Source organism: Marinobacter santoriniensis NKSG1 (genome assembly GCF_000347775.1).
GTDB classification, from domain to species: domain Bacteria; phylum Pseudomonadota; class Gammaproteobacteria; order Pseudomonadales; family Oleiphilaceae; genus Marinobacter; species Marinobacter santoriniensis.
In genome coordinates this window covers 45,529-68,628 of record NZ_APAT01000024.1, presented here as the reverse complement: position 1 = coordinate 68,628, position 23,100 = coordinate 45,529, and the positions used below count along the sequence as shown (strand labels likewise).

At 61.7% G+C, this 23,100-nt stretch carries 17 protein-coding genes; 9 read left to right on the top strand and 8 right to left on the bottom strand.

All coding sequences use genetic code 11. The features are described from left to right. Window positions 1–28: 28 nt before the first annotated feature. The 6 genes from MSNKSG1_RS16255 to MSNKSG1_RS16230 all read left to right on the top strand — a co-directional run bounded on the left by MSNKSG1_RS16255 (window position 29) and on the right by MSNKSG1_RS16230 (window position 5,509). Entirely contained in the window at window positions 29–1,351 is a 1,323-nt protein-coding gene (locus MSNKSG1_RS16255; protein WP_008940388.1) for a DASH family cryptochrome, read from the top strand. A 35-nt stretch (window positions 1,352–1,386) separates the two neighbouring features. Beyond that, on the top strand, window positions 1,387–1,866 hold the full coding sequence (locus tag MSNKSG1_RS16250) for a DUF6231 family protein (protein ID WP_008940387.1): 480 nt from the start codon (window positions 1,387–1,389) through the stop codon (window positions 1,864–1,866). A 41-nt stretch (window positions 1,867–1,907) separates the two neighbouring features. Further along, the gene (locus tag MSNKSG1_RS16245; protein WP_008940386.1) at window positions 1,908–2,324 is read left to right on the top strand and encodes a YkvA family protein; all 417 of its coding nucleotides are present in this window, start codon (window positions 1,908–1,910) and stop codon (window positions 2,322–2,324) included. Between the two features lie 67 nt (window positions 2,325–2,391). Beyond that, window positions 2,392–3,168, top strand: a complete 777-nt coding sequence (pomA, locus tag MSNKSG1_RS16240; RefSeq protein ID WP_008940385.1) for a flagellar motor protein PomA — start codon at window positions 2,392–2,394, stop codon at window positions 3,166–3,168. A 3-nt stretch (window positions 3,169–3,171) separates the two neighbouring features. Next, window positions 3,172–4,089: a flagellar motor protein MotB gene (locus MSNKSG1_RS16235; protein ID WP_008940384.1), complete on the top strand. Its 918-nt coding sequence runs from the start codon at window positions 3,172–3,174 to the stop codon at window positions 4,087–4,089. A 211-nt stretch (window positions 4,090–4,300) separates the two neighbouring features. Beyond that, window positions 4,301–5,509: an ammonium transporter gene (locus MSNKSG1_RS16230; protein WP_008940383.1), complete on the top strand. Its 1,209-nt coding sequence runs from the start codon at window positions 4,301–4,303 to the stop codon at window positions 5,507–5,509. Here MSNKSG1_RS16230 and MSNKSG1_RS16225 read toward each other — a convergent pair. Genes MSNKSG1_RS16225 through MSNKSG1_RS16205 form a run of 5 tightly spaced genes read right to left on the bottom strand, consistent with a single transcriptional unit; the run spans window position 5,506 to window position 13,960 of the window. After that, window positions 5,506–6,591 (bottom strand): lipocalin-like domain-containing protein, encoded by a 1,086-nt coding sequence (locus MSNKSG1_RS16225; protein ID WP_008940382.1) that lies wholly within the window; start codon window positions 6,589–6,591, stop codon window positions 5,506–5,508. The two genes, MSNKSG1_RS16230 and MSNKSG1_RS16225, sit on opposite strands and share 4 nt — an antisense overlap. Further along, window positions 6,588–8,846, bottom strand: coding sequence for an FtsX-like permease family protein (locus MSNKSG1_RS16220; protein WP_008940381.1), 2,259 nt, complete (start codon window positions 8,844–8,846; stop codon window positions 6,588–6,590). The genes MSNKSG1_RS16225 and MSNKSG1_RS16220 overlap by 4 nt, the downstream gene beginning before the upstream one ends. 6 nt (window positions 8,847–8,852) lie before the next feature. Continuing rightward, a complete protein-coding gene (locus MSNKSG1_RS16215) occupies window positions 8,853–9,548 on the bottom strand; it encodes an ABC transporter ATP-binding protein (protein ID WP_008940380.1) in 696 nt (231 codons plus the stop codon). A 15-nt stretch (window positions 9,549–9,563) separates the two neighbouring features. Next, on the bottom strand, window positions 9,564–12,722 hold the full coding sequence (locus MSNKSG1_RS16210; RefSeq protein WP_008940379.1) for an efflux RND transporter permease subunit: 3,159 nt from the start codon (window positions 12,720–12,722) through the stop codon (window positions 9,564–9,566). Next, a complete protein-coding gene (locus MSNKSG1_RS16205; RefSeq protein WP_008940378.1) occupies window positions 12,719–13,960 on the bottom strand; it encodes an efflux RND transporter periplasmic adaptor subunit in 1,242 nt (413 codons plus the stop codon). The genes MSNKSG1_RS16210 and MSNKSG1_RS16205 overlap by 4 nt, the downstream gene beginning before the upstream one ends. Before the next feature lie 126 nt (window positions 13,961–14,086). Between MSNKSG1_RS16205 and MSNKSG1_RS16200 the strand changes: the two genes are divergently transcribed. Next, complete coding sequence (locus MSNKSG1_RS16200; RefSeq protein WP_008940377.1) at window positions 14,087–14,536, top strand: potassium channel family protein; 450 nt, start codon at window positions 14,087–14,089, stop codon at window positions 14,534–14,536. Window positions 14,537–14,554: 18 nt separating this feature from the next. Here MSNKSG1_RS16200 and MSNKSG1_RS16195 read toward each other — a convergent pair whose 3' ends face one another. The 3 genes from MSNKSG1_RS16195 to MSNKSG1_RS16185 form a co-directional block, all read right to left on the bottom strand. Beyond that, entirely contained in the window at window positions 14,555–17,779 is a 3,225-nt protein-coding gene (locus MSNKSG1_RS16195) for an efflux RND transporter permease subunit (RefSeq protein ID WP_008940376.1), read from the bottom strand. Continuing rightward, window positions 17,776–18,837 (bottom strand): efflux RND transporter periplasmic adaptor subunit, encoded by a 1,062-nt coding sequence (locus MSNKSG1_RS16190; protein ID WP_008940375.1) that lies wholly within the window; start codon window positions 18,835–18,837, stop codon window positions 17,776–17,778. The genes MSNKSG1_RS16195 and MSNKSG1_RS16190 overlap by 4 nt, the downstream gene beginning before the upstream one ends. A 214-nt stretch (window positions 18,838–19,051) precedes the next feature. Further along, window positions 19,052–21,043 carry a TonB-dependent receptor domain-containing protein gene (locus MSNKSG1_RS16185; RefSeq protein ID WP_008940374.1) on the bottom strand — a complete coding sequence of 664 codons (1,992 nt, stop codon included), beginning with the start codon at window positions 21,041–21,043 and terminating at the stop codon, window positions 19,052–19,054. Between the two features lie 142 nt (window positions 21,044–21,185). Here MSNKSG1_RS16185 and MSNKSG1_RS16180 point away from each other — a divergent pair, with 142 nt between their 5' ends. Both MSNKSG1_RS16180 and MSNKSG1_RS16175 read left to right on the top strand, forming a co-directional pair. After that, window positions 21,186–22,454: a sensor histidine kinase gene (locus tag MSNKSG1_RS16180; RefSeq protein WP_008940373.1), complete on the top strand. Its 1,269-nt coding sequence runs from the start codon at window positions 21,186–21,188 to the stop codon at window positions 22,452–22,454. Continuing rightward, window positions 22,451–22,984, top strand: coding sequence for a response regulator transcription factor (locus MSNKSG1_RS16175; protein ID WP_008940372.1), 534 nt, complete (start codon window positions 22,451–22,453; stop codon window positions 22,982–22,984). Before MSNKSG1_RS16180 ends, MSNKSG1_RS16175 begins: the two co-directional genes overlap by 4 nt. Window positions 22,985–23,100 lie beyond the last annotated feature (116 nt).

Sequence of the window (23,100 nt, the reverse complement as noted above, 5' to 3'; positions counted from 1 at the left end):
ACCGTCTTTAAATCCGGACTAGAGTACGATGCATACGCTTTACTGGTTTACCCGAGACCTGCGATTACACGACAACGCGGCCCTGCTGGCAGCCTCCCGATCGGATGCGCTGCTGTGCCTTTATGTGGTGGATCCGCAGTGGTTTCGTATGGGGGCAATGCAGAGCAAAGCGATGGGCAGCCACCGGTGGCGTTTCCTGTGGCAGAGCCTGATGGCGCTTGAGCGAAATTTGAGAGCCATGGGCCAGCGACTCCACATTGCCTTTGACAATCCGGCATCGGTGATTCCCGAACTGGTAAAGGCCCATGGAATCGGCCGGGTCGTCCGATCTCGCTTGCCCGGCACGGTGGAAGGCGATCAATGGCGGGCACTCAAGGACGCCCTGCCCGAGACCGCGTTTCAGCAGTTTGAAACCCTCTCGCTGTTTCCGGAAAGCGCCCTGCCGATGCCTCTGAACGAACTGCCGGTAACCTTCTCCCAGTTCCGGAAGCAGATTGAGAAAAAGAGCGATACCAATACCGACCTGTTGCGAATTCGAACCCTCACCGCGCTGCCCCCGGCCCCCGGTTTCCCGGACGACAATCGCGGCGAGTGTCCGGCCATCGACGAGCCTGTGCATCCGCTGCGCTTCATCGGTGGCGAAGAGGCGGGCCTGGACCAGCTGCAGGATTACCTGTTCACCAATCACCACATCGACCGTTACAAGGAGACCCGCAACGCCCTCGATGACTGGGACAGTTCGTCCAAGCTTTCGCCCTGGCTGGCGAACGGCAGCCTGTCGGCCCGGGAAGTGGCGGCCAGGATTGCCGAATATGAGCACACCGTGACTCGCAACGACTCCACCTACTGGCTCTGGTTCGAACTTCTGTGGCGGGAATACTTCCATTGGTACGCGCTGAAACACGGAGCCAACCTGTTCCGCCGGGACGGCGTCCAGCGCAAGCGACAACAGGCAACCTTCTACGGACACCGTTTCAAGGCCTGGTGCGAAGGCAATACCGAGTATCCTCTGGTCAATGCGGCCATGAACCAGCTCAGGGAAACCGGATACATCAGCAATCGGGCCAGGCAGATCGTAGCCAGCTGTCTGGTCAACGAACTGGAACTGGACTGGCGTTACGGAGCGGCCTGGTTCGAACAGCAACTGATCGACTACGACGTAGCGAGCAACTACGGCAACTGGCAGTACGTGGCGGGTGTCGGAGCCGATCCCCGGGGCGGCCGGCATTTCAACCTTGAGAAGCAGGCCCGGCAGTTCGACCCCTGCGGCACCTTCGTTGATCGATGGGAAGGCGAATCCGACCAACCCGTCGGCAATCACACGGTCGATGCGGCAGACTGGCCGTTGTAACAGACTAGAAAGCATGAGCAATATATACTGGCGAGATGGATATTGAGCAAAAAGCCCTTATCGGCTTGATCAAACAGGCAAATCCACGAACGCTGATCACGATCGGATTGTCTGTCAATCTGGCAGGCGCAACCTGGCAAAAAGCTGCTGGAAAAGATGCCTGTCACCTCGCACTGACATGGGACCAGCTGTCCGATCCCGCCAGTTTTGACCAGAACATCGACCTGGCCCTGGTCAGCGACACGCTCGAACAGATACCCCATGAGGCGGGTGAACAGTTGCTGGGAACCTTGCGCAACCTGGGCGTCCGTCAGATCGCCGTGCTGGTGTCGAACAACGCGTCCTGGACCTTCAGGGACTTCATTGCACTCGGTTTCCGAAAGCAGCCCTCCTCCGGCACCGAAGCCGAAAAGACGCTTTATACCTATAACCTCGACACCTACAATCACAAGCGAACCTGGAACAACCCCGACTATTGGGCAAACCCGGAAATGTGGGGCAAAGCCTGGTGGTAACCGACGGCCCCCACCGGGCTCCGGAGCAATAAGGAAAGTTCATGGCACTGTTTACTGAGAAAAATGCCCGAAAACAGCTGGATTCCGAAGCCGGAAAGGTGCACCGGGCAGATCTCGAGACGGTTCTCGAGCGACAACGAACGATCGAACAAAAGGTTAAGAGCAGCGGCAAGCTCAAGCGCTTTGGCACGGACATCAAGCTGATGTTTTCCATGATTCGTGATTACTGGTACGGCAACTACCGCAGTGTCCCCTGGAAAACCATCGCTGCCGTGGCCGGTACCCTGCTCTATGTCCTGAACCCACTGGACGTCATTCCCGACTTCATATTCGGCTTCGGCTTTCTTGACGATGCCGGGGTGGTCGCCATTTGCCTGAAACTGGTGGAATCCGACCTTCACCGGTATGCCGCCTGGAAAACCTGCCGGGATGAAAGTGCGCCAGACGCACGGAATTGATTAATTTATAAACTGCGGGTAATCTTGCACCCCGTATTATGTCGAGCTGTTTTCCCCTGGAGAAATCGTGGACTTCGCCACCCTCATTGGCCTTGTTGGTGCCATTCTGCTTATTGCTTCTGCGGTCATACTGGGCGTATCGCCCGGCGTGTTCCTCAATGGCCCCTCATTATTGATCGTAGTCGGCGGCACCTTATTGGTTGTGCTGGCGAAATTCAGCATCCGTCAGTTTTTCGGGGCTTTCAAGGTGGCGGTGCGGGCCTTCAAGTTCAAGCTTCCGGACACCCAGGAGAGCATCGAAGAACTGGTGGAAATTGCCAATGTCGCCCGTAAGGAAGGCGTTCTCGGTCTCGAGGGACGCGACGTCAGTTCCCCGTTTCTGGGACAGGGTGTCCAGATGCTCGTGGATGGCCAGGATGCCGACACCATAAAAGAGCTCCTCGACAAGGAGCGACTGATGACGCTGGACCACAACCGGTCGGCTTCCAAAGTCTTCATGGCGATGGCGGATGTCGGCCCGGCCATGGGGATGATTGGCACCCTGATCGGCCTGGTCCAGATGCTTTCCAACATGGAAGACCCGAAATCCATCGGTCCAGCCATGGCCGTCGCTTTGCTGACCACGCTGTATGGCGCCATCATCGCCACCATGATTGCGACGCCGATTGCCGACAAACTGTCCCTGCGCATGACCGAAGAAGCCCGCCTCCAGTCACTCTATACCGATGCGCTCGTCGCCATCCAGCAAGGCACGAACCCCCGAATCATCGAACAGTTGCTGTCCAGTTATCTTCCGCCGAAGGAGCGGGAGAAGAACGGCGCCGCTGAGCCGGCGAACGGGTAGACCATGGACGAGTTACCGGAGGAGGAAAAACCGGGCATTCCGGCATGGGTCGTCACTTTCGCCGACCTGATGTCGCTGTTGATGTGCTTTTTCGTCCTTCTCCTGTCTTTTTCTGAAATTGACGCCCAGAAGTTCAAGCAAATCGCGGGCGAGCTGTCGAAGGCCTTCGGCGTTCAGCGGGAAGTACCAACGCTGGAAATTCCCAAGGGCACCAGCCCGATCTTCGACAAGTTCTCTCCGGCACCACCCGAGCCCACGGTCATCAACCAGGTCAAGCAGACCACCACGGATGAAAAACCCGAACTGCAAACCCTGAAGAGCCCCACCGACCAGGCTGTCGAATCCGCCATCAACGAAAAACTGCAGCAGGATGTAGCACAGATCCGATCCATCCTGAAGGACGCCATCCAGGATGGTCGCGTCGACGTATCTCTGGATCAACGCCGCATCGTGATCCGCGTGGAAGAAAAAGGCTCGTTCCCGTCCGGTTCTGCGGAATTGACCTGGGAATTCGAAGGCCTGCTGCTGGACATGGCCAAGGTGCTGGCTGACATGCCGGGCAAGCTCACGATTGAAGGCCACACCGATGATCTGCCGATCCACACCAGTCGCTTCTACAGCAACTGGGACCTGTCAGCGGCCCGGGCAGCTGCGGTGGCCAACGTCCTTCTGGCCAGTGGCGCCATTGATCCTATCCGTATGGCGGTCAAGGGCCTCGCCGATACCCAGCCTCGCGTGCCGAACACCTCCGCGGAGAACCGGGCGAAAAACCGGCGGGTCGAGATCATCATCGATCTGTCCGGCCCCCTGCAGGAAGAAGAGATCCGGCTGCGGGAACTGATCAAAAGCAAAGCCGACGACCAGAACACCAATATGGGCATCGAATCCTCCCATTCTGATTCCGGCTCGATCACCTGGTAGATTCTCCATTGTGGTGCGCCAACCCCAAAAACGCACAGTTACAGTGCGTTTTTGGTCTCAGAGAATGCCGCCCGAACTCCTGCTGCCGCTCCAAACCCCGACTGGATCAGGCGATGCCTCTATTTGGAACACTTCTTGCTATCTCTGCACTCCGTTAATGCATCCCAACGATCCGAAGAGATCGAACCCGAACATTCAGGAGCCCTAACCCGTGGACATCACGAGTGCAGTACAAACCCTGACGGAGAGCGCCAACACGCTGTTCATTCTGATCGGTGCCATCATGGTACTGGCCATGCACGCCGGATTTGCCTTCCTCGAGGTCGGCACGGTACGCCACAAGAACCAGGTCAACGCCCTGGTGAAAATCATGACGGATTTCGGTATTTCCACCGTCATGTATTTCTTTGTTGGCTACTACATTGCCTACGGGAACACCTTCCTGTCCGGCGCAGAAGAGCTGACCGCCCACAACGGCTACGAACTCGTGAAGTTCTTCTTCCTGATGACCTTTGCCGCCGCCATTCCCGCCATCGTGTCCGGCGGAATCGCCGAGCGTGCCCGGTTCTACCCGATGCTGATCGCCTCCGGTCTGATCGTCGGCCTGGTGTACCCCTTCTTCGAGGGCCTGATCTGGAACGGCAACTACGGCTTCCAGGCCTGGCTGGAGAGCCAGTTTGGTGCAACCTTCCATGACTTTGCCGGCTCCGTTGTGGTGCATGCCGTCGGCGGCTGGATTGCCCTGGCGGCCGTTCTGCTTCTGGGTGCCCGGAAAGGGCGCTATCGCAATGGCAGGGTCGTCGCCTTCGCCCCGTCCAACATTCCGTTCCTGGCCCTGGGTGCCTGGATCCTGACCGTCGGCTGGTTCGGCTTTAATGTCATGTCCGCCCAGACACTGGACGGCATCAGCGGCCTGGTGGCGGTCAACAGCCTGATGGCCATGGTGGGTGGCATCCTGGTTTCCATGCTACTCGGTCGGGCAGACCCGGGCTTTATCCACAACGGCCCCCTGGCCGGTCTGGTCGCCGTGTGCGCGGGATCGGACCTCATGCACCCCGTTGGCGCACTGATTACCGGTGGCGTCGCCGGCGCCCTCTTCGTCTACCTGTTCGAATGGGCCCAGGACAAGATCGAGCGTCTCGATGATGTGCTCGGTGTCTGGCCCCTGCACGGCGTCTGTGGCGTCTGGGGCGCGATTGCCTGCGGCATCTTTGGCCAGAGCGCGCTGGGCGGACTCGGCGGCGTCAGCTTCGCAGCCCAGCTTATCGGATCGATTGCCGGTGTCCTGGTTGCCTTTGTCGGCGGACTGGTCGTATACGGGGCCATCAAGGCCATCTCCGGTCTTCGCCTGAGCGAAGAGGAAGAATTCAACGGTGCCGACCTGACTATCCACCGGATTGGCGCCAACGCCCTGGATTAATACCCCGTCAGTTCCATGTAACCAACCCCGGTGCGGCTTCCTTCTACCTGCACCGGGCTTTCCCAGTAGGGAAAACGCCCCGGGTTTACATACCGGCCCGGTGGCGCGGCAACCTGAAGATCAAGATTCCGGCTCGGCACGCGGATCCGCCAGCGAACGGGATACCCATCCCGTGAGTCGACGATAGCCAGGGACAGATCCTGGTTGCCGAGCGCTTGCGGATTGCCCTCTTTCGGTATCCAGGTTCCCGACACGAAGGGCTGCTCCGATCCCCGGAGCCGAAAAGCCATCAGCTTGTCCCCGGAATCCAGGTGCAAGGCAAACCAGTCCCAGCCCTGCTGGCCACTTTTCAGAAACTGGCTGCTCCACTCCCGGTCAAACCAGCCCTGCCCCGTTACCGGGATGGTGTCGTCTCCGATGGTGACCGTACCGCGAATATCAATATCCACCAGGCTGAAGTACATGGATCCTTCGCCACTGGCCGATTTCGCACTGAAGCCATTCTGACCGTGAAGCACCGGTTCCCCTCTGAGGGTCAGGGTCAGATCGTAACGAAATGCTGCAGCCGGCTTGTGGCTCCGGACGTTAAGCTGCCAGGTTTTGCCTGACAGGGCCTTCAGTTGCCAATCATCCAGCCAGACATCCAGGGGGTCTGCCCGGGCACCGGCCGCGCCGGTATCGGCACGGGCCAGCCGCTCGGCGAACCAGTGCCGGCCTTGCCAGCTGACGGCCGCGTGGGCCATCCAGGCGGCATCCAGAGACCAGGCCCCGGGCTCCGGGGCTGCCGCCGGGTCGCGCGGCCGGAATCCCTGCCGGAACTGGGTCCACTGGACTCCCAGCGGCGCTCCCGAAGGCGTGACCAGATTCGCGGTCAGGTACCACCATTCGACCCGGTATCGTGGATGAGGCCCGAAATCTTCCGGCAGGGATATCCCGATATCCGGCCCTGGCTGGAGGAATCCGCCATTGCCCGATGGCGAGGTGACCGACTCCGCCAGCCCGGCAAAGCCAGTATCGTCTCCGGAATCCGAGCATCCGGCCATGGCCAGCATCAGAACGATCATCAGAATTCGAGCGATCAACGTTCACCTCCGCCACTCTGGTTCGCCGGCAAGGCAACCATCCTTCCCGGACGCAACTGACGCCCCATGAGCGCCGCGATGCCCAGACCGATCACCGTACTCAGCGCCAGCAGTTCCAGCCAGAAGCCCGGATACACGGCCATCGGCAGGGACCAGCCAAATGCCTGCGGGTTGATCCGATGGACCAGAACCCAGGTCAACCAGACGCCTAGTGGCAACGCAAGCAGGGATACCGTGGTAGTGAGCCCGAGGGAAACCCGCACCAGCTCCCCGAACGCCTCGCGGCGGGACAAACCCCAGGTAACCAGCAGTTGCAGGTACCAGGCGCGACTGGTGATGAACACCCATCCCATGATCAGCAGAGCCGTGCCCGCCAGGGTGAGGGTCAGGAACGTCATGGCACGGGTCAGGACGAAGGTCTGTCGGAAAACCCGCGTCGCCATGGCCCGAATGTCACTGTTCTCGCGGATCTCGATCTCAGGCACCTGCCAGATCCGCTCAAACCCCGATACCAGCCATGCTTCCCCCCGGCCTCCCGGTGAAATCGAGAAACTCTCGAACTCGGGCTGAAAGTCTGCGGGCAGATCGGCACCGTTCACCAGCACCTCTCCGGACGGCCGCCCATAGTCGGCATAGACACCCAGCACCGTCCGGGATTGCACCCGGCCGTTCAATGTCAGCACCAGTGAATCCCCTACCCCGACTCCGTAGCGCAATGCCAGCTGCTCGTTGATCAGCACCCCCTGGTTATCCGCAAGGAGCTTCCAGGGATGCGCCAGTGACGATTGCAGCGTCCACTTTTCCATCAGGGGCCCGATCGGCGACACGGCCAACAGATCGACGCGGTGCGAGGGGCCCGCGCCCGAGTCGACCATCACGGTTCCCCGTCGGATCCGATGCCAGGCAGCCGTGCCCGGCTCCAGCTTTTGGGCGAGCCAGTCTGCCGCCCGGTCGCCACTCCGGCCTTCCGGCACCTGCACGTACCAGTGAGCCGCCAGACGCTGATCAAGCCATTGCTCGAAAGTCGCCTCGAAGGTCGTTACCAGCGTCTGCACCGCCAGCACCAGTGCGAGGGTGAACTGCAGCGCCACCACCGGCAATGCCAGCTGCCTTGCCATAACGCCCAGCTCCCGATAGCGCCATCGCCCGAGAGGATCGTCGACGCGAGATGACAGCGTCGCCATGATGCCCGCCATCAGCCGGGGGACCAGGACACCGGCACCGACAAACACGAGTCCGACTGCCACGAAGGTCCAGACCAGTCCCGGCGACCATGCGACCCAGACCATTCCGATGGCGAGCAGGCCCAGACCGAGCCACCCGACGCCACGGGACCGTTTCAGCCAGTGGGGTAATGTGCGAACGGGCAGGCAGGCGATCAGGACCACGATCATCATGACAAGAATCGATCGCCACCACTGGCTACCATCGGCATAGAGAGTTACGTCAAATAGCCCTTCGAGCGAGCGCCCGAAGCCCTCCCCGAGCGCCCGGGCCAGTTGCGCACCGGCCCATACCCCGGGCAACACGCACACGCCGGCAAGCACCAGCACCTCAATCATCAGAAGGCCGTTGATGCGCTTACCGGGAACGCCAAACCGGTGCAACAGGGCAAAGCTGTCCCTGCGCTGGACGATGCTCAGTTGGTAGACTGCCCGAAGCAATAACGCCGTTATCAAAAGAACCAGCACCCCGAGGGCATCCAGGTTCAGCAGGAAGCTGGCCCCGAGTTCACCGGTGTCAGGTCCCCGCGCGAATGACGCCAGGGCATAGCCTGTCGGCAAACCATCGGCGCTGACCGAGTCTGCCGCCAGCAGAACCAGAGGAGGGGCCTCGTCACCCGGTGACCCGGCAAGCCTGGCCGCCCGGGCCATGTCGATGAAGGGCTCGCCATCCAGCGCCGGCTGTTCGCCCGACATTGCCCCGGACGCGAAACAGGCAGCGGCCAACGGATCAATACCGATCAGACGCCCGACGCCATCCGGATCCGGGACCTCCAGCCAGGGCATGACGCAGAGTCCGGCCCGGCGCAGACGGGCGAAGTCTGCCACGGTCACAGGCGCACCATCCTCGCGGATCACCTGTGATCCTTCTGACAGGCTCTGCTCAGCCCGTCCCAGACTCGACCGGGCCTGATCGGTCAGATGGTTCATCCCTGACCAGAGCATGGTCGAGATCAGGATCATCAGGGCAAGGGCGACCAGTTGCAGGGGATGGCGACGGTAGTGGCTGAACAGGGCGGCGGCTGCATTCACGGGAGATCAGCCTCCCGGGCCGGGGTCATTCCGGTGGGCCATGTCGAGGATCGATTCACATCGCCCGGCCAGTTCCGTGTCGTGAGTCGCGAGGACCAGGGTGACGCCGGCATCAGCCTGTAACGCGAAGAGCGTGTCGGCGACTTCGTCGGCGGTGTGACGATCGAGGCTGCCAGTGGGTTCGTCGGCGAGGATGAGGTCCGGCTGCATGGCAAAGACCATGGCCATGGCCGCCCGCTGGCGCTGACCACCTGACACCTGGTCCGGATAACGGTTTGCCAGTTCCCCGATGCCCAGGCGCTGCAGCCAGTCCTGGCTGTCAGTGGTCGAACGGCCGGCCAGTCTTGCCCGCAATCGGACGTTATCAGCCAACGACAGCGCCGGCATCAGGTTGGCGTCCTGGAAGACCACGCCAATACGCTGACGCCGGAGACTGGCCCAGCGCCGTTCCCGGGCCCGTGGAGACTCCGCGTCCCCGGTATCAAAGCGCTGGCCGAGAATGCTGACGGTGCCACAATCCGCCGACTCAAGCCCGCAGACAATATTAAGAAGGGTGCTCTTACCAGACCCCGAACGCCCCACCAGCGAGAGGGATTGTCCCGGCGCCAGGGAGATATCCAGACCGGAAAAGACGTCGACCCGTTCGGTACCGCTGACGAACGACTTCGACAGACCCTTTGTCTCCAGTACCGGCGGTGTCATCGACCCTCCCCATGATCAGGATTGGCTGCCTATCGGTTCGGCGTGCTCGCCGCGCTTCTGCGCTCGCCATTCGCGGAACTGCTCCAGCCAGGACAGCAGCGCCGGGATCACGAACAGCACCAGTGCCGTGGACAGCCCCAGGCCAAACGCAATGGACGTAGCCATGGGTATCAGGAACTGGGCCTGAAGCGAAGTCTCGAACATCAGCGGCAACAGCCCCCCGATGGTAGTCAGAGACGTCAGCAGCACTGCGCGGACCCGCTGTACCGCGGCCTCGTTCAGGGCTTCGGTGATGTCCAGCCCCTTGCGCCGTTGCTGGTCGTAGAAACTCACCAGGATGATGGCATTGTTCACCACGATCCCAGACAGCCCGAAAAGGCCGAACAGGGACAGAATGGTCAGCTGCAGCCCCATGATCCAGTGGCCCAGCAAAGCCCCGACGAGAGCGAAGGGGATGATGGCCATCACAATCAACGGCAGTGTCCAGGAAGCAAACACCCACGCCAGTACTACGTACATCAGCCCCAGTCCGATGAACAGACCGGTCTTCATGTCCGCCATGGTTTCTCTCTGGTCGGCGGCACGCCCCTCGAACGAATACCGGACACCATAACGGCTGGCGATATCCGGCAAGGCCTCCGCCTGAAGGCTTTCGAGGGTCTGGTCTGTGGTGGCTACCCGGGTGTTCAGGGCCGAGGTGACCTCCACCGCCAGGTTGCCGTCGGCGTGTCGCAATGCTTGGAAGCCCTGGCTGTGATCCAGGTTCATCACCTGGGTCAGTGGCACGAACCGGCCATCGGGGACACGTATGGTCATGCGTGACAGCGTGGACAAACGTTCGCGCTGGTCCCTGGGTAACTGGACCCGGACTTCCATCTCGTCCCGCCCGTCCTGGTATATCTGGGCAACCCGGCCATCAAACGCGGCCCGCAGCTGTCGACCGAGATCGGCGGTGGTCAGGCCCAGGGCTTTGCCGTAGGCACTGACCTGATAGATCATCTGCTCCCTGCCCCAGGGCATGTCGTCTTCCACGTCCAGTACCCCGGGCAGCGTACCCAGCGCCTGGGCCAGCTCCCCGGCCGCTTTCTTGAGGGTCTCGGCGTCGTTGCCGGTCAACCGGACATTGACGTCACGGCCCGGGGGACCCGCCTGACGTTCGGAGATGGTGAGATTGTCGATTCCAGCCGGCAGGTCGAGACGATCCCGCCAGGCCTTGATGAATTCAGGATTGCGCACGGAACGCTGATCGGAGGGCACCAGCTCCACCAGCATCGACCCGAGTTCGTCACCATTGCGGGAGGTTCCTTCCGCCCCCTGGGTCGCGCCCTGGGTGGTGACGGCGTGCAGGATCAGGTGTCCGCCGAAGGCCTTTTCCGTGTCATTGAGTGCCTGTTCCATCCGCGACAGAAACCGGTCAACCGTGCCGTCGTCGGTGCCGGCGACAAAGCTGACGTTGGCGTAGAACACCGAGGGTTCGGGCGTCGGGAAGAAATTGAAACCCAGACGACCACCGGCCAGCAGACCCACCGTCGCAATGGACAACGCCAGGGCACCCGCTACGGTGGCACCCCGGTGCTTCAGCGTGAAGTGGGAGAAGCCCCGGAACGGCCCATCCCGGAACCGGTCGAAGCCGGACTCGAACCGGTTCCGAAGGCGCGCCACCGGATTGGCCGGCTGTCCGTCTGCCCGGGTAGACGCTTTTCGGCCCGGCGTAAACGCATTCCGCAGGTGAGCGGGCAGGACGATAAAACATTCCAGCAGCGAGGCCGCCAGCACACAGATCATCACCATCGGGATGTCCCCGAGGATATTGCCGATCACGCCGCCGACAACCAGCAGGGGCATGAACGCCGCCACCGTGGTCAGTGACGATGCCAGTACCGGCCAGACCATCCGTTTGGCCGCGCCTTCGGAGGCATACATGGAAGCCTCACCCATGCGGGCGTGGGCGTCCGCATCCTCCCCGACGACAATGGCATCATCCACGATGACGCCCAGCGCCATGATCAGTGCGAACAGGGAAATCATATTGATCGAACCGCCCACCAGCCACAGCACGGCCATGGCCGCCAGAAAAGCGGTGGGGATCCCGACGGCCACCCAGAAGGCCACCCGCCCGGGCAGGAACAGATAGAGCAGACACACCACCAGCACCAGGCCACCCAGACCATTGGTCACCAGCAGCGAGATGCGATCACTCAGTAACTGCCAGGTCTCGTCGTACACTTTGAGTTTGACGGACGGCGGCAGGACCGGCCGGGTGTCTTTCAGCCACTCTGAAAAGGCCTGGGCCGCGTCCAGGGAGTTGCCGTTCTCGGTCCGCTGGAGCTGGAGTTCCACCGCGGGCTGACCGTTGGTCTCCAGGGTGGTCTGGTTGTCCCGGGATTCCTGCCGGATGGTAGCGATGTCGCCGAGACGGAGCTGGATGCGGTCACCACTGAGCACCGGAATGGTCTCGAAGGCCTGGGGACTGCGGCGTTGCTCCACGGATCGCAATTCCCGGGTGGTGTCCTGCTGGGCCAGGAGACCGGCGGGCAGATCCCTGGAGATGGAGGCGACCCGGTCAGCAATCTGCTCCAGTGAGAGATTCAGGGACTCGAGACGCTCCACCGGCACATCGATACTGATCTGCTGCTCCGGCAATCCGCGGATATTGACCCGGTCAATGCCCCGGTCCAGCAACTCGTCCTCGTACCGATACGCCAGTTCCCGGAGCTCGCTGCGGTCCACATCGCCGTAAATCAGCAGGCGGGCCACGGGTTCGTATCGCTCAATCCGGGTGACCTGGGGTTCCTCCGCTTCCGCCGGAAGATTGTTGAACTCCGCCACCTGCTGACGCACATCATCCAATGCCTGGATGGCGTCGGTGCCCTCATGAAATTCCAGGGTAATCGAGGAGACCCCCTGAGCCGAGGTGGAGGTCATTTTTTTCAGACCGTTAACACTGCGCAGTCGCTGTTCCAGCGGATCCGTGATGCCCTGTTCCACATCCTCCGCCGAGGCGCCACTCCAGACCACCCGAACGCTGACGACATCCAGCGCAAACGTGGGAAAAAACTGAATATTCATCCGCGTCAGCGCCAGGAAGCCTCCCAACAGCATGACCAGCATCACCAGATTGCCGGCAACCCGGTGATGGACGAAAAATCCAATGACGCCCTGCTTGCGCTTCATTGGCCTGACTCCCCGGCCGGCGCGGCGACTTCCACCTTGAGACCGGATATCGCATTGGGCAGATGGGTCGTAATCAATTGCTGACCGTTCTTCAGCTGATCACCGGCGATCAGAAGCATGCGTTCGCCGCCCGGGTTCTGCACTTCACCGATCCGTTCGACCTCCGCCCGTTGCATGCGGTGGTCATCGTCCATCAGATAGACGGTATCGGCCCCGTACAACGCACTGAACGGCACCACCACACTCCGGTTCCGCGACGGTCGCTGCAGCACCACGGGCACAAGCGCTCCGGGCCGAAAACCGCCAGGGTCGCCTTCAAGCGACAGGATGGCTTCGGCACCCGCCGGATCCGACAATCCGGCGAACCGGACCAGGCGGAATCGCTGCCCGGACTTCTGGGCGACGGCCATCAGTGATTCATCCTTCTCCAGCGCATTCAGAAGTTCGGTCTGAAAGCGCTCTGGCACTCGGGCCCGCAACTCCAGCCCGTCCAGCGGGTATACCGACAGCAAAGGCGCATTCCGGGCAACCTGGTCGCCGGTGGAGACCTGCACGTTGGTGACGACGCCGTCGAACGGTGCCCGCACACGGGCCCGATCGCCATCCCGTTCGACCGAGGCGAGATTGGCTTTTGCCTGGTCCAGACGGGCCTGCAGGCTGTGCAGCCGGGAAGGGTGCTCCTCGATGGCCCGTTGCCGACTGCTGACGGTCAGCTTGGCACGGGCCAGGCCATCGGTAGCCGCTTCCAGGTTTTCCCGGGAAGCCAGATTCCGTTTCACCAGGGATTGGATCCGATCAAACTGGTTCTGGGCGTTGTCGAGAATGGCTTTTTCGCTGTCCAGGGCTGTCTGATCGTTCCGGAAACGCACCTGTTCCGAACGGAGCTGGGCTTCCAGATCCGCAACCTGGGCCTTCGCCTGGGCCAGCACCGGTTCGATGTCCGCCTGGTCCAGCGCCAGCAGGAGATCCCCTTTACGGACCCGTTGTCCTTCCGCCACCGGGCGCTCAGCAATCCGCCCCGCCAGGGTGGCGGACACATCCACCTGGTCCGGCGCGACAATCTGGCCGTAAAGCGGCAGGACCGGGGTATGCATCCCGGGTTCGACGGTTTCGGTCTCCACCCGCCAGCTCCGCTCCGTCGGGCTGACTTCGGCCGGTTCAGGCCGCGTCGCTTTCAGAACAAGAAAACCGGCAATGCCGACAGCAAGAATCAGAATCGGTAAAAAACGTTTAAGCATCAGTGAGTAGCCAATCAGTGTGAATCCGGAACACGGCGCGAAGCGTGTGAATCTACTATACAATCAGGGGCGGGTTTCAGATCCCCTTTTCGTGAGGAATGGGTCAAAGTTCGCACGGCGGAGTCAATGTTCATGGAAAACCACGTCAATCTGCTTCTGGTCACCCTGCTGAACATCGCCATCGTGTGTCTCGTTGTGGTGCTGCACAATCAGGTATTGATCCGTCTGAGCGGCATTCTCGCCCAGATGCGCCTGCGCCACCAGTTTCGCCTGATCGTCGCCGTGCTCGGCTGCCTGGCCGCCCATGCGGTGGAGGTCTGGCTGTTCGCCGCCGCCTACTTTTACATGCACCACGCCGATGGCTGGGGCCAGCTCATCGGCAACTTCAGCGGCACGCTCCTGGACTGCGTCTACTTTTCGTTTACCACCTTTACTACCCTGGGCTATGGCGACATCGAAGCGCTCGGACCGCTGCGCTACCTCACCGGCATCGAAGGCCTGACCGGCCTGGTCCTGATCACCTGGAGCGCGTCTTTCCTGTACGTGGAAATGCAACGCTACTGGCCCACCCGTTAAGGCGGGCCAGACCGGGCGTTATAGCCACTTGCACCTTGCCAGCGTGTAGTAGAGAAGCGGAACCACAATAATGGTGAACAGGGTCGACATGGCCAGACCAAACACCAGGGAAACCGCCAGGCCGCTGAAGATCGGGTCGCTCAGTATGAAATAGGCACCGATCATCGCCGAGATCGCCGTCAGGGCAATCGGCTTGATCCGGACGGCACCGGCGAGTATCACGGCCTCACCAAGCTCGACCCCTTCGTCCACCAACTGCCGTATGAACACCACCAGGAGGATGGAATTGCGCACGATGATGCCCGCCAGCGCGATCATCCCGATCATGCTGGTGGCGGTAAATTCCCGCCCGAGCAGCGCGTGACCGGGCATGATGCCGATCAGCGTCAGGGGAATCGGCGCCATGACCACCAGAGGCAGCAGGTAGGACCGGAACTGGGCCACCAGCAGGACAAAAATCATGAAGATACCCACACTGTAAGCCACGCCCATGTCCCGGAAGGTATCGTAGGTAATCTGCCACTCGCCGTCCCACTTCAGGGCACCGCCTTTGGGCAACGTCGGCGGATTGATGAAGTACTGTTGCGGTGGATCCGACCAGGAATCCAGCCGATCCACCATGGCAAACATGCCATAGAGCGGCGAATCCACGGCTCCGGTCATGTCGGCGGTGACATAGGTAACCGGCAACAGATCCTTGTGGTAGACCGCTCCCATCCAGTCCGCCTCGCGCACATCCGCGACGCTGGCCAGGGGAACCAGTTCGCCACTGCGGCTGCGCACCTTCACCGACAACAGGGCCTCGGGCTGGGCCTTTTCTCCCTCGCCCAGGATGATCCGGATGGGCACCGGATATTTGGCCTGATCATCGTGGAGGAAACTCACACCGCGGCCACCGAGCGTCGTCTGCAGGGCGCCGACAACCTGAGCCTGTGACACGCCCAGTCGCGCGGCCCGATCCCGGTCGACCACCACCTCCCACTGGCGGGTTGGCGCTTCCAGGGTGGTATCGATATCCACCAGCCCATCAACCTTGCCCATATCCTGTTCAAGCCGGCGAGCCAGGGCCGCACGATGTTCCGGGTCACTGGCATAGACCTCTGCCACCACCGGAGACAGTACCGGTGGTCCAGGCGGCACTTCCACGATCTTCACCTCAGCACCGTACCGATCACCGATCGCGGTCAGGGGTGCGCGCAGGGACTGGGCAATATCGTGGGACTGCCGGTCCCGATGTTCCTCGTCTACCAGGTTGACCTGGAGATCGCCCTGATAGGGCGCCTGCCGCAGGTAATACTGACGCACCAGGCCATTGAAATTGATCGGAGAGGCGGTACCGGCATAGGCCTGCCAGTTGGCCACTTCATCCACGCTTTCCAGGTAGTGGCCCATCTCGGTCAGCACCCGCTGGGTCTGCTCCATGGGCGTTCGCTCCGGCATGTCCACAACGACCTGCAGCTCGGACTTGTTATCGAACGGCAGCATCTTGAGGATCACGGACTGGAACACCGGCAGCGAGGCTGCCCCCAGCGTCAGCAGTACGACCCCGAGTGCCAGCAGCCGCCGACGCCAGGGATGGTCTCCGAGAAACGGGGACAGCAACCGCCGGAAAATCTTCAGGGAAATGGGACTGACACCTTCGGCAGCACTGGCCGCATCGTCCCCTTCTCCGGCGGTCTGTCCCTTACGGTGCCGGAGCAGCCGGAAGGCCAGCCAGGGCGACACCACAAAGGCCACGATCAGCGAAATCAGCATGCCCGCCGAGGCGTTGATCGGAATCGGACTCATGTAGGGCCCCATCAACCCGGTGACAAACGCCATCGGAATCAGTGCAGCCATGATCGTCAGGCTCGCCATGATCGTGGGCGTCCCCACTTCTTCGACGGCGATGGGAATGATACTGGCCACCGGCTTGTGGGAACTCTGTATGCGCCGGTTGATGTTCTCTGTTACCACGATGGCATCGTCGACCAGGATGCCAATGGAGAAAATCAGCGCGAACAGGGAGACCCGGTTGAGCGTAAAGCCCCAGGCCCAGGAGAAAACCAGAGTGAGCAACAGCGTGACCAGCACCGCAACGCCAACAATCAGTGCCTGGCGCCAGCCCATGGCCGCCAGTACCAGCAGCATGACCGCCAGGGTGGCGGACACAAGATCGGAGATCAGCTTTTGCGCTTTTTTCGAGGCCGTCTGTCCGTAATCCCGTGTAACGAGGACTTCAACGCCGTCCGGCAGAAGCCGGTTTCGCAATTCCCCAAGGCGCTTCTGGATCGCAGAGGTAATATCAATGGCGTTCTCACCCGGTTTTTTCGCAATCGCCAGGGTCACCGCAGGCCAAACTTCCCCTGGTGAGCCATCGCCTTCGGCACCCGGGCCGAAACCGGCCATCACACTCTGCTCCGGCACCGTGCCACCCCGTCGCACGTCGGCGACGTCTTCCAGACGCACCGCGGCACCGTCGTGCATGCCCACCACCAGCTGGCGCACATCCTCGACCGTTTCCAGGAGGGTGCCCACCTGTACCGGGATCGACAGATTGTCCCGGGTCACCCGGGATTCCTGACTGCTGGTGTTCGCAGACTGCAGGGCCTGCTGGAGGTCGTTCACGGTCAGGCCGAAGCCGGCCAGCAGCGCCGGATCAAAACGCACATCCACCCGATCCGGAATGCCTCCGACCGTGTAAACATCGCGGGTACCCGGAATCCGCTTGAGCGCCACTTCCAGAGCATGGGCGAGCCGGGTCAGTTCCTCGCCGGTATGGCCATGAGCCGGATCATAAAGCGTCAGCGACATCACCGGCACGTCGTCGATACCCTTGGGTTTGATCACCGGTTGCGTGGCCCCGAGGTTTGACGGCAGCCAGTCCTGGTTGGAAAAAACCTGATTATAAAGACGGACCAGGGCCTCCTGACGGGGAACCCCGACCTTGAACTGAACCGTGATCACCGCCTGCCCCTGCCGGGAGACCGAATACACGTGTTTGACGCCCTTGATCTCGCTCATCACCTGCTCGGCAGGCGTGGCGATCAGGCTCTCCACCTCCCGGGTGGAAGCACCGGGAAAGCCCACCATGATGTCCGCCATGGTGACGTCAATCTGGGGTTCTTCTTCCTTGGGGGTCACAATCACCGCCAATACCCCAAGGACAATGGCCAGCATGGCCATGAGCGGCGTTAGTCGACTGTCCTGAAACGCCCGGGCGATGGTGCCCGACGGCCCCACCGGAGTGCGATCTTCCTTCACCGCAACGCCTCCCCGGATGCACGCTCATCAAGCCAGGTGCTCCCCACCAGGGCCGACGGGTCGGTCACTACTTTTTCGCCCTCGCTGACACCGGAAAGGATCTCCAGACGGTCTCCCTGGCGGGCTCCGACGCGAACCTGGCGCAGCCGGGGCCGCCCCTGTTCGTCCAGCACATAGAGCGCACGAAGCTCACCGTGCCGGACCAGGCTCTCCGCCGGAACCATCAGCGACTCGCGGCTACCGACAGGCACCCGGACGTTGACCAGCATGCCCGGAAAGAGAGAGCCGTTGGGTTCAGTCAGTCGCATGCGCAGGCGAAACGTGTGGGTGGCCGGATCGGCGTAAGGGTAGAAGGTCATTTCCCCGGTTTGCAGCACGCGACCGTCGCCGAGGGTTACGGTTGCCTGGCGCTGGGAACGGGCCAGATCGGCGTATTTCTGGGGCAGGCTCACCACCACGCGCAGCTGTTCCAGGGAGAGTCCGCTGAGCAACGGCTGGCCCGGTCGAACCGATTCACCCAGCTGGACATGGCGTTCGGTCAGGATGCCACTGTACGGCGCGACTATGCGGGTATAGCCCAACTGTTTCTGCGCTTCATCAACCCCGGCCCGGGCCCGCTCGACCCGGGCCTCGGCAGCGGCGAGATTGTTGCGGGCCTGATCGAATTCCTGCCGGGAGACCAGCCCCCGTTCGTGCACCGCTTCGATACGCTTGAATCGCTGACGGGCATCCACCAGGGCTGCCTGCGCCTCATCCAGACCCGCCTGGGCCTGATTCAGCCTCGCCTGTTGCTCACTGTCCTCAAGCTGAACAATCAGTTGACCTGCGGAGACCGAATCGTCCACGTCAAAAGGCAGTTTCTGGACCGTGCCACTGGTTTGCGCCGACACCGTACTTTGCTGGACGGCCTCGATCACACCATCCAGCCGGACGTTTTCATCGAAGGTCACCCGCGCAACCGGCGTCACTGACAGATCCGGCGTCTGGGCCCAGAGCTTCAGGGGCATCCACAGTATCAGTACGGCAAGCCAGCGCCAGGAACGCAATGCAGTCAACATGGGCAACCGATTCCTTTTGATTATTTACTAATAACCACATCATAACAGCGGCAACGATCGCCTTAAACGTGGCGGCCCGTCCATTCCTAGCATAGTAGACAGGCATGCCGGCACCTTGACTTGCCACAAAAAAAGCCCTGCATGAACCCATTTTCCATGCAGGGCCGAATGTCATCCGCCGGCTATGAGAAGCGGACGACCGCCATACCGCCCATTACCAACGGGCAGTCAGAGCTACCTTGAACGTTCGACCAGGCTCGTTCACCCGATAGGCGTCGCCGGTAAAGACATCCTCACGGCTGACATGAGGCGCCCAGGTCTTGTCGAACAGATTATCCGCCGCCCAGCTCAGTGTGAGATTCTCAAGCAGAGGGTGACGACCGGAGAGATTGACCACCCCGTAACCGGGCGAGGTGCCGGGATCCAGTCCGGATTCCGGGTCAATCCGGTCCTGGCGTCGGGCCAGCTGCCATTCCGCCTGAATGCTGTTGCCGTGGTACTGCCAACCGATGGTCTGGGTGTACTGGACGGGCGGAATCTGCGGCAGGGGCCGACCATCGCTCTGGTTCGTGCCACGAACCGTGGCAAGCTTGCCGTCCACGCTCCAGGTACCGTCGCTCCAGCCCAGTTGCCCTTCAACGCCGAGCAGCCGGGCATCCACATTGGTGTAGCGAATCACATCGGGAGACGGCTCGTACCGTAGGACAAAGTCATCGACTTCATCGATCCAGACCGCCGGGCGCCAATGCCATTCGCCCTGCTGGCCGGTAAGTCCGAGCTCCAGCTTGTGGTGCTTTTCGGTCTTGAGGTCCGGGTTCCCCACCCAGGCAGTACCCTTCACCACGTAGCGTTCATTCACGCCGGGCGATCGAACGCTGCGACTGGCCGTCACATCCAGCGTCTGGATCGCCGAGAAGCGCCATTCACCGGAGACAAAACCACTGACATTGTCGTCGGTGGCCTCGGCATCGGACACGCCATAGACTGACTGGTAGACCCCCGCCGGCGTCATCGCCATCATCCCGGGCTTCATGGTGAACGACTCGTCAGCACGGGTGGCATCCATGGTAATCCGGTCGTACCGGACACCGGCCCCCAGCTGAATCGCCGGACGGATCCGGTGGAAGCCTTCAGCGAAGACACCCACCCGATCCCGCTCGACCCCGGGCCACAGGAGCGAGCCAACGTTGTCCAGCGCCATGCCGTTATACATGGTCGCATCCCAGTCGTTACTCTCGACATCCACGCCCAGGGCGATGTCTTTGGTGGTATCGAGGGCCTGGTCCAGAGTCAGTCTCGCCCCCCGCGTCCGGGTTTCGGAGTCGGTCTGCATTTTCATCATGGCGTCGCGCAGACTGAAGTTGTCCATGGTGTGGTCAACATCCGCCCGCCAGGTCATCAGATTCCATTCACCGTTGGCGACCGGTGCGCCAAGTTCGAGCCGGGCCATATCGGTGTCCGTTTTCGGGGCGTCCATCAGGGAGGCGTATTTCACATCCCGCTCTTCCTGACGACTGATCATTGCTTTCACATGGAACCCGTTTTCAGCGCGCCATGCGCCATCCAGCCGGCCTTCCGAATTCTTGAACGCGCTGCGAACGGTTTCACCGTCGCCATCCTCGTAGTCGTCCGCTTCCTCGTACCCGGCCGAAAGACGAACAAAGCCATCGTCATTCCCCACGGCGGCACTGCCGTTAACCAGCCGTCCATTGCCGTTGTCGGAACCTCCGATGGTCAGATGCCCGGTGGTGCCGGAATCGCCAAACACCGGGTCCGCCGTGGTGGCAATGACCTGACCGCCCGCAATGGGCCCCCACCGCAAGGTGCGATTGCTGGTGCGCACGTCCAGAATCTGGGGTAGCGCTGTGCTGAGTCGACTGGTGGGCGGGTCCATGCGATTGGGGCACGCCCCCTCCACCCGCATACCGTCCAGCAACACATCCACGCGCTCCTGTCCCTGCCCCCGCACCACCGGGTCCAGTCCCCGGCCGCCCAGCCGGGACAGCGAAACCGCCGGGTCGGAATCCAGTCGGGACACCGGTTCTGATGCCAGTGCGGCGTCCGACAACCGCTCAAGTTCTGCGGACTGGCCTTCGGTAACGCGAATAATCATCTCGCCGTTATCGGACATCTGGGCGGAAACCGGAAGTGCAGCGCATCCGCAGACAATCAGTCCGATGCTGCGTGCGAGGGGTTTAACAATCATGGAAAGACATTCCTTGGCAACGGATTTTAAACAGGCATCAGAGGCGGGCCATGATAAACACTGCCCCTGCAGCCGGCTTGGGACAGAATGCCGCACCCCGAAAGGGGTACCCCCGCTCAACGGTCGCCGCTAGAATCCCAGCATGGAATGGCTCACACACTCACAAACCGGCAACCAGCAGTCGGCTCGTTACCTGCTGGGCATGCGCCTGGCCATCATCGCGATCGAACTGGTCGCGATTGCGGTCATGGATTCCTTCATCCATCTCACCTATCGGGCTGAAGCCCTGCTGGTGAGCCTGCTTTATGGTGTCCTGGCGACGCTGGCCTGGATATGGTTCACCCGCCGACCGCCCGCGTCTTCCCTGGCGGTCAGTGGCGGGCTGATCGCGGACATCGCCCTGATCGCGCTCTGGCTGTTCCTGACCGGCGGATACACCAACCCACTGGTGTCCTTGCTGCTCCTTCCGATTGCCGTTGCCATCATCCTGGTGCCATCGCTGCAGAGCTTGCTGGTGACCCTTGCCGGCATCGGCGGCTACACGGCTCTGGTGGTGTGGCATACCCCGCTCTCTCACGAACACGTCGCCACCCAGCTGGCGCAGCTCCACCTGGTCGGGATGTGGGCGACCTTCGCCCTGACCGCGCTGATTCTGCTTCTGATCGTGGGCACCCTGGCCCGCCGGCTGCGCCGGCAGCAGTTCCAGCTGGCGCAATTCCGCGAAAATCGCCTCCGCGACGAGCAGATCATTGCCCTGGGGCTTTCGGCCGCCGCTGTCGCCCATCGCCTGGGCACCCCGCTGAACACCCTGACACTCCTGCTTGAGGAGATCCGCTCAGAGGCCACCCGACCGGAACCATCGAAGGTTCTGGAGGAGGATCTGGACACCATGGAACAGCAGCTCCAGCTATGCGGACAGCATCTGCAGCAGTTAACCCATGCCGCAGTCGAAGCCAAAGCTGCACAGCGCCAGGTCGTGCCGGCCGGAGACTGGATAAAGCGACTTCGGGAATCGGCCACCCTGCTGTGGCCGTCCGGTCCCATCGAGTGGCAACCCACCTTCCCGGACACTCCCATTGCCGTTGACGCGACGCTGGACCAGGCCGTGCTGAACCTGCTGGCCAACGCCCTTACCGCCAGCCCGGAATGGGTGCGAGTGACCGCCAGAGACGGTGACAATGGCCATGTCGAGCTTGTGGTCGAGGATCGTGGGGACGGACTCGGCACGACGCTCGACGGCGCGCCCGGCGAGGACATTGTCGAATCCCGCCAGGGACTGGGCGTCGGGCTGTTTCTGTCCAACGCCACCATCCAGCGGCTGGGCGGTGAGCTGAAAGCGCAGTCCGACCAACAGGGCACCACCATGATCATCGACTTGCCGCCTGCCAACTCCTCGGGAGAGCCTTCATGAACGAATCCGCCGTCTGGCTTCTTATTGATGACGACGAAGCCTTCCTCCATATCCTGCAACGTTCTCTCGCCCGGCAGGACATCGAGTCGGTGACCACGACCTCCGGTTCCATGGCACTGACGGCGCTCTCCGATCACCGGATCCGCTATTGCGTCCTGGACCTGAACCTGGCCGGTGAAAGCGGGCTGCAGCTATTACCCCGTTTGCTGGAACGCCGTCCAGAGCTCCAGATCCTGGTGCTGACCGGTTATGGCAGTATCGCCACCGCCGTGGAGGCCATGCGACGGGGCGCCACCAACTATCTGTGCAAACCGGTCACCGTCAGCCAACTGCTGAAAGGGTTCGAGGCACTGGAGGCACCTCCCGGGCTCCGGGAAGAACCACCGTCGGTAGAAGAGATGGAATGGGAGCACATCCAGCGGGTACTGAACGAGCACGAAGGCAACATTTCCGCGACCGCCCGGGCGCTGAACATGCATCGCCGGACCCTGCAGCGGAAACTGCAGAAGCACTCGCGATGGCGTAACTGAGTCAAATTTGATTCTTATCAAACAAACCCTTCGAAACGCCAATGGCATTACAGGCCACTTCGTGTAGCATGCGACAGATAACGCGCCCGTTGCAGTATCTGGACAGGGAAACTACG

Excerpts from the sequence above, each read along its gene's own strand:
- MSNKSG1_RS16255 (WP_008940388.1), top strand. The coding sequence starts at position 29 with ATGCATACGCTTTACTGGTTTACCCGAGACCTGCGATTACACGACAAC.
- MSNKSG1_RS16250 (WP_008940387.1), top strand. The coding sequence starts at position 1,387 with ATGGATATTGAGCAAAAAGCCCTTATCGGCTTGATCAAACAGGCAAAT.
- MSNKSG1_RS16245 (WP_008940386.1), top strand. The coding sequence starts at position 1,908 with ATGGCACTGTTTACTGAGAAAAATGCCCGAAAACAGCTGGATTCCGAA.
- MSNKSG1_RS16235 (WP_008940384.1), top strand. The coding sequence starts at position 3,172 with ATGGACGAGTTACCGGAGGAGGAAAAACCGGGCATTCCGGCATGGGTC.
- MSNKSG1_RS16215 (WP_008940380.1), bottom strand. The coding sequence starts at position 9,548 with ATGACACCGCCGGTACTGGAGACAAAGGGTCTGTCGAAGTCGTTCGTC.
- MSNKSG1_RS16210 (WP_008940379.1), bottom strand. The coding sequence starts at position 12,722 with ATGAAGCGCAAGCAGGGCGTCATTGGATTTTTCGTCCATCACCGGGTT.
- MSNKSG1_RS16205 (WP_008940378.1), bottom strand. The coding sequence starts at position 13,960 with ATGCTTAAACGTTTTTTACCGATTCTGATTCTTGCTGTCGGCATTGCC.
- MSNKSG1_RS16200 (WP_008940377.1), top strand. The coding sequence starts at position 14,087 with ATGTTCATGGAAAACCACGTCAATCTGCTTCTGGTCACCCTGCTGAAC.
- MSNKSG1_RS16190 (WP_008940375.1), bottom strand. The coding sequence starts at position 18,837 with ATGTTGACTGCATTGCGTTCCTGGCGCTGGCTTGCCGTACTGATACTG.
- MSNKSG1_RS16185 (WP_008940374.1), bottom strand. The coding sequence starts at position 21,043 with ATGATTGTTAAACCCCTCGCACGCAGCATCGGACTGATTGTCTGCGGA.
- MSNKSG1_RS16180 (WP_008940373.1), top strand. The coding sequence starts at position 21,186 with ATGGAATGGCTCACACACTCACAAACCGGCAACCAGCAGTCGGCTCGT.
- MSNKSG1_RS16175 (WP_008940372.1), top strand. The coding sequence starts at position 22,451 with ATGAACGAATCCGCCGTCTGGCTTCTTATTGATGACGACGAAGCCTTC.